Below are 7,497 nucleotides of genomic sequence, written 5' to 3' on the forward strand. Positions count from 1 at the left end.
TGTTTGTTCTTCGATTTTCTTACGAATATTTGACACATTCACACGTAAAGTTTTTTGATCCTCTGCATATGGCCCCCAAACACTCGTCACCAGTGTTTGATAATTGACGATTTTCCCAATATTTAAAAACATCACTTCAAGGATACGATACTCATTTTTTGTTAAATGGATTTCTTGATTTTCTTTATACACTAATTTTTTATCAAAATCGATACGTAGATCTTTATTTTCAATACTTTGAGTAGTTCCGGACATCAAACTATTTCGCCGAGTAGCGGTACGGATCCTTGCAAGTAATTCCTGTGTTCCAAAAGGTTTTGTTATATAATCATCTGCCCCAAGATCAAGTGCCTTTACTTTTTCCAATTCGTTCGTACGCGCCGACAAAATCAATATTGGCAGACTCATTTGTTGCCGGATGATTTTTAACAATTCGATACCATCCATATCTGGTAGTCCTAAATCCAATAAAACTAAATCGATTGTATTTGTTTGAAACATCATCAAAGCTTCTGAAGCATTCATGGCAATATGCAATTGATAATGTTCCTGTGTCAAAATTACTTCCATAAATGCGATAATCTTTTCATCGTCTTCTACTAACAAAATCGATTGCTTCATTTATTCGCCTCCTGGTAACAAAATTTGAACATGGGTCTTATGCTGTTGAACCGCTATACGTATCTGTCCATGATGCGCGTGCACGATTGTTTTTACAATACTTAAACCGATTCCTAATCCATTTTTAGAATCGATCGGCACTTCACTTTCTTGAGTTAAATTTGCCTGTAATTTTTGAAACTGCTCGAACTTAATTTCTCCTTCATTTTCAATTTCAAATACGATCGTTTGTTCTTGTTGATAGATATTAATAATGATTGCTTGCTCTGGTTTTCCATGGCGAAAGGCATTTTCAACTAAATTAAACAGTGCTTGCTCGATCAAAATAGGATCAACTTGTACAAATAACATGTCTTTTGGTAATTGAATCTGAACTTGTGCTTGCGGGTATACTTTTTTGACATGTTGATAAACAGCTTCCATGATTTCTTCGACGGGTTCAGCTGTCTTTTTGACATCCATAGTCGTACTATTGATTCGAGTAATCGACAGTAGATTTTCGACCATTCGAATCAGCCACTGCGCTTCAATTTGGATATCTTGTAAAAATTCCTTTTGCAATTCTCTATCTAATTCTTCTCCTTTTTCTAGAGCTTGAGCAATTCCAGAAATAACTGTTAGAGGTGTTCTCAAATCATGTGATACCGCTCGAAGCAAGTTACTGCGAACCTTTTCTTGTGCATTTTCGAATTGAATCGCATTTTTTTCTTGTTTCAATTCACTCTGCTCTAAAACGATTGCTAATTGAGCGAGAACTAATTTGATATAGTTGAACTGATCATTTTCTAAAGCAACTTCACTATTTGATTTGATCCCCAGTACAGCTAATGTACGTTCCCGTGTTGCGACCGGCAGATAAAATCCTTTCGCTCCAGTTAATGTATCGGTGCCATAACCTGATTCTTTTTGATTTTTAGCACTCCAAAAGGCAACAGCTGCTTCTGCTTTTTCAGACAATACTGACTCTTGCTTTTGATGAACGCAGACTGTTTCGAGCTGACCTTCTCGATCAAATATCGCCACTTCTCTCGATAACAAGCGAGAGAGATAAGTCGCTGTAATCGACAAAATTTGTGCACGACCATCGACTAAAACAAATTGTTTATTCAACTCATACAAAATTTCCATTTGTTTTTCCTTAGCCATAGCCATTTGCACTTGTTTCTTCAAACGAACCATTAAATTACTGACCATCAATGCCACAACGAGCATAATCAATAAGGTCAGTGGATAGCCTTGTTTATAGACTGTCAACGAATACAAAGGTTCAACAAAAAACCAATTAAACGCTAAAACACTAGCAATCGAAGCTATAGCACTCCAAAGATAGCCGGATGTCGCTCGAGCAATCAACAAGACAAAGAAAATATAAACAAGCATCAAATTTTGGTCGCCGACATGTAAAAATTTCATTCCTTCTGTAAGTAACGTCGCACCGACGACACCACCGATGGCAACACTCGCGTCTTTTCCATTTATTGTCATTTGTGCTTTTAGCTCAAACCATCTTGATTTCTTGGTTTCATGAAATGGAATCAGATGCAATTCAGTGTTCGGTAATTGTCTGAGTAAACGATCTTCTAGAGGTTCATTAAATAGTTTTTCATACCACGGTTGCCCTAGATTTTTCCCCATGATGATATCTGTAACTCCGGTCAATTTCGCAAATTCTACGATGGTTTCGACACTATTTTCAAGCTCAATCGTCATGACTTTTGCACCTAACTTTTCAGCTAGTATATGATAAGAATTCGCTTGTTCTTTGGTACGGATATCGATTACGGTCCATTCAGCACGAAACCCCTGCGCCAAACGAGAAGTCCAACGAATACATTTTTCTGACATCTTGGGAAAGTCATCATATACGATCGTAAGTAAATGACTTTGGATCCCTAATGTTTGGCTACTGATGCGATTGATATGATCAGAAGCTCGTTGGATCGCTAAACCACGTAGCTTTTCTAATTTTTCTGGAATAAAAAAATGAGCTAATGCTTGTTGAATAGTATGGTCAGCATATATTTTCCCCTGTTCTAATCGTTCGATCAATTCATCTGGTTCGACATCGACGACTTTGATCGAGGCGTGTTGCAAACAAGTATCCGGTACCGTTTCTTTCACATCGATACCCGTCACTTGTGTCACGATATCATTTAAACTTTCTATATGCTGTACATTGATTGTTGTCAAAACATCAATTCCGGCTTTTAATAGCTCTTCAATGTCTTGATATCTTTTTTTATTGCGTGATCCGTGCGCATTTGTATGCGCTAATTCGTCGATCAACACGATTTCTGGCTTTTCTTGAATAATACGATCGATATCTGGCTCACATAATTCAAGTGTCTTGTAATGGATTTTTTTCGTTGGGATTTGTGGTAAACCAGCAATCAAACGATTGGTTTCAGGTCGATCGTGCGGTTCGATATACCCAATCACGACTCTTTTTCCGATTTCTTGTAATTCGTGAGCTTCCAACAGCATGGCATAGGTCTTACCAACACCAGCTGCAAAACCAAAAAACACTCGTAATTTCCCAAGATGTTCCGTACCTAGTTGATACGCATCATATCCATCCACCTCCATACCCCCTTTGTCTTTTTATTGATCCAATTGATTTAGCGCAATATTTAATCTTAATACATTAACAAATGTACGATTTGAAAACCAATCATGTTCTTGATTTGATTTGATCAACTGTAAAATTTCAGATGGAGCTAGATTTCGTATTTTTGCGATTCGTTCAATCTGAAATGTTGCTGCCTCAAGGCTAATATCTGGATCAACTCCACTAGCCGATGCCGTAACTAAATCGATTGGCACTTTGGTTTCTGATGGATTTTTCAATAATTCTTTTTTTGTACGGTTCGTGACTATTTCCTCTTGAGTAGCAGAACTTGGTGCTAATTGACTGACTTCTTGACTGCGTCCTGAAAAATAACGGTCTTCTTCAAACGTTTGGCCGATTAATTTAGAACCGACTACTTGATCGCCAACAACAATTTGACTACCATTCGCTTGGGTATGAAAGAGCAATTGGCCGACTCCTGTCACTAAAAGCGTGTAGACTCCACCAAATAACATCACACTAAATATTAAAAAACGTAGACTACTCATGATCTCTTTTTTCATCTGCTTCTCCTTTTTCTATTATACTAAAAAATTATCCTATGATGAGTGAAAGTACACTATCGATGAGTTTGATAAAAATAAATGGTGCAATAATCCCGCCAAGTCCATAGATGAGCAAGTTGTGACGTAAAATTTGACTCGCTGGTTTCTCCTGATACTTGACTCCTTTTAAAGCCAATGGGATTAGCGCAATAATAATCACCGCATTATAAATGACTGCCGATAAGATCGCTGTCAGCGGACTAGATAATCCCATGATATTTAATTGGATCAATTGTGGATAGATTCCATAAAATAAAACAGGAATAACTGCAAAATATTTGGCAATATCATTGGCAATACTAAATGTCGTCAATGCACCTCTCGTCATCAATAATTGTTTCCCAATTTGAACAACTTGTAATAATTTGGTCGGACTAGAATCCAGATCGATCATATTTCCTGCTTCTTTAGCTGCTTGCGTTCCAGTATTCATCGCCATCGCGACGTCGGCTTGCGCTAAAGCAGGTGCATCATTCGTCCCGTCACCCGTCATCGCAACAAGGTGACCTTTTTCCTGATACTTACGGATCAATTCCATTTTATTTTCGGGTGTCGCTTCCGCTAAAAAATCATCTACTCCAGCTTCGGCAGCGATCGCGGCAGCAGTCAGTGGATTATCTCCTGTGATCATGATCGTTTTGATTCCCATTTTACGCATATCGGCAAATTTTTCTTTAACCCCATTTTTGACAATATCTTTAAGATAGACGACACCTAATACTTGTCCATTTTTTACAACGACTAGTGGTGTCCCCCCCGCACGTGCGATTTTTTCTACGATTTCATCACATTCTTTTGGATAGTCACTTCCTAAAGAAACCACATATTGCTTCATCGTATCTGCAGCACCTTTACGAATCTGATCGCCTTGATAATCGATACCGCTCATTCTTGTTTTCGCACTAAAATCGATAAATTTGACTTCAGACTGCTGAAAAGTGCGTTCACGTAGATCAAACCGTTCTTTAGCTAGGATCACGATACTTCTTCCTTCAGCCGTTTCATCTGCTAATGAAGCAAGTTGAGCAGCATTTGCTAATTCCACTTCACTTACACCTTTAACAGGTAAAAATTCACTTGCTCGACGATTCCCCAATGTGATGGTTCCCGTTTTATCTAGTAATAAAATATCGACATCACCAGCAGCCTCGATCGCTCGTCCACTTAAAGCAATGACGTTTTCTTTCGTTAGACGACTCATCCCAGCAATACCAATAGAAGAAATTAGCGCGCCAATCGTTGTTGGTGCCAAACAGATCAACAACGCGATCACGATCATCAGCGATAAGGCTTCTCCTTGTCCTGATAACTGACTACTAAATGCAGTAAAGGGCACTAATGTAATGGCTACAGCCAAGAAAATAATGGTTAACGTAATCAAAAAAATTTGTAACCCAATCTCGTTTGGTGTTTTTTTACGTTTCGTCCCTTCGACCATCGCAATCATTTTATCTAAAAATGAATTTCCACTTTCAGATGATACCCGAATCACCAAATAATCCGATACGACTCTCGTTCCACCTGTTACTGCGCTACGATCACCACCAGATTCGCGGATCACTGGAGCCGATTCTCCTGTGATTGCACTTTCGTCTACTGATGCCGCACCTGCGATTACATCTCCATCAGCCGGTATTTGTTCGCCTGCAGCTACGTATACTAAATCACCACGAATCAAATCAGAGGAGCGAACTTCATCAAATTCTTGTCTCTCGATATCTGCTAACGTCTTGATTTTGTACGTCATCACTTCTTTTTTCGCTTGTTTCAAACTATCCGCTTGCGCCTTGCCACGACCTTCCGCTATTGCTTCGGCGAAATTAGCAAACAACAACGTCAGCCACAAACAGACTGTAACTGCGATATTGAACCAGTTGGGGATGGTACTTGGATAAAAACACAATACAGTCGTCATGATCGAACCGATATATACGATAAACATTACTGGATTTTTAATTTGTTGTCGTGGGTCTAATTTTTTAAAAGATTGCCCAATTGCCCAACGATAAATTGATTTCATCTGTCTTCACTCCGTCTATTTGATAGTAAAAAATTCTGCGATAGGTCCTAATGCTAAAGCTGGTAAAAAACTTAAAGCACCGATCACTAAAATCACAATGATCAACATCGTTACAAAAGTTGGACTCACTGTCGAGAGCGTGCCTTGATTTAGTGCCACTCGTTTTTTTTGTACCATATTTTCAGCTAAATATAAGACCGTTACAATTGGTAAAAAGCGTGATAAAATCATCAAAAGGCTACCTAAACTATTGATAAATGACGTATTCGCAGTTAAACCAGCAAATACACTTCCATTATTGTTGGCTAAAGATGTTGCGCCATACAAGACTTCACTAAACCCGTGTGGTCCAGTATTTGTCAGCCAATTGGTAATTTGAGGATGTACCGTAAGTGCCATTGCACCGAAAAGAGTCAAAAGTAGTGGTGTCAAAATCACAATACTTGCCATTTTGATATCAAATGCATCGATTTTTTTGCCTAAATATTCTGGTGTGCGACCGACTAATAATCCAGCAATAAAGACAGCTAATAATAAAAAGGCCAACATCCCATATAATCCACTACCTACACCACCAAAGATGATCTCTCCTAATTGCATCAAAAACATCGGGATCGCGCCGCCTAAAGAGGTAAAGCTATCTAACATCGCATTGACTGAACCATTTGACGCGGCCGTGGTCGCTACTGCCCATAAACTCGACCATCCGATACCAAACCGGACTTCCTTGCCTTCAAGATTAGCATTACCTAAAACTTGGCTAAACATTGGTCCGTGCAGTTCACTAAACCCAACTCCGATAAACGCCAATACAACAAATACGACAGATACGATCGCGATCGTCCGTCCTTGTTTCCATTCTTTGACCCAAAAACCAAATGTCCAGATCAATGCTGCAGGAATCAATAAGATCGCTAAGTTTTCTAGAAAATTCGATAATAGAGTAGGATTTTCAAACGGATAAGCTGAATTTGCTCCAAAAAATCCCCCACCATTGGTTCCCAATTGCTTGATAGCAATTTGACTTGCCGCCGGTCCTAAATACAACCATGAAGTTTGTCCTTCAAGAGTCTTATATTCCAAGCCAGCACTTAACGTTTGGACGGTTCCTTGCGAAATCAATAGGATAGCCAGTAAAAAAGAAAGGGGCAAAAATAGGTAAACAAGCCCTCTAGTGAGATCTTGCCAAAAATTTCCTAAACACTTTTTTTTCGTCTGCATCAGTCCACGAAATAATGTCGTCAATACTGCTAAACCTACCCCAGCTGAAACAAAATTTTGTACCGTCAATCCAAGCGCTTGCGAAAGATTCGAGAGTGTTGTCTCTCCACTATAAGCTTGCCAGTTTGTATTCGTCACAAAACTAACAGCCGTATTCAGTGCTAATGAAAATGAAATAGGCTCCAATCCACTACCACCTGGTAATATATGTTGGACCATCAGTAACCCAATCAAAAAAAGCAATGAACAACTACTAAACGATAAAACTGCAAATAAATAATTTTTCGCCGACATCTCACCCTTAGCAGCCGATCCAATCATACGGTAGCTTAGTCTTTCGAGTGGACGTAACCATATCATCCATTTAGGGATCTCTCCTTGCATGATTTTTTTGATGTACCATCCTAATGGGATCGAGAGTAGGACTAATATGACTAAGAAAAAGAATCCTTGATACAATA

Annotated in this window: 5 protein-coding genes; all 5 read right to left on the reverse strand. The window is 38.9% G+C overall.

Annotated elements, in window-relative coordinates; all coding sequences use genetic code 11:
• On the reverse strand, window positions 1-621 hold a 621-nt coding region (locus QZ413_RS08505; RefSeq protein WP_297079249.1), incomplete at its 3' end, for a response regulator transcription factor.
• Complete coding sequence (locus QZ413_RS08510) at window positions 622-3,201, reverse strand: sensor histidine kinase KdpD (protein ID WP_297079251.1); 2,580 nt, start codon at window positions 3,199-3,201, stop codon at window positions 622-624.
• Between the two features lie 21 nt (window positions 3,202-3,222).
• Window positions 3,223-3,753: a potassium-transporting ATPase subunit C gene (locus QZ413_RS08515; RefSeq protein ID WP_297079253.1), complete on the reverse strand. Its 531-nt coding sequence runs from the start codon at window positions 3,751-3,753 to the stop codon at window positions 3,223-3,225.
• A 31-nt stretch (window positions 3,754-3,784) separates the two neighbouring features.
• A complete protein-coding gene (gene kdpB, locus QZ413_RS08520; protein WP_297079255.1) occupies window positions 3,785-5,815 on the reverse strand; it encodes a potassium-transporting ATPase subunit KdpB in 2,031 nt (676 codons plus the stop codon).
• A 15-nt stretch (window positions 5,816-5,830) separates the two neighbouring features.
• The gene (gene kdpA, locus QZ413_RS08525; protein WP_297079257.1) at window positions 5,831-7,495 is read right to left on the reverse strand and encodes a potassium-transporting ATPase subunit KdpA; all 1,665 of its coding nucleotides are present in this window, start codon (window positions 7,493-7,495) and stop codon (window positions 5,831-5,833) included.
• Window positions 7,496-7,497: the final 2 nt, after the last annotated feature.

This window comes from uncultured Enterococcus sp., from assembly GCF_913775425.1.
Classification (GTDB): domain Bacteria; phylum Bacillota; class Bacilli; order Lactobacillales; family Enterococcaceae; genus Enterococcus_G.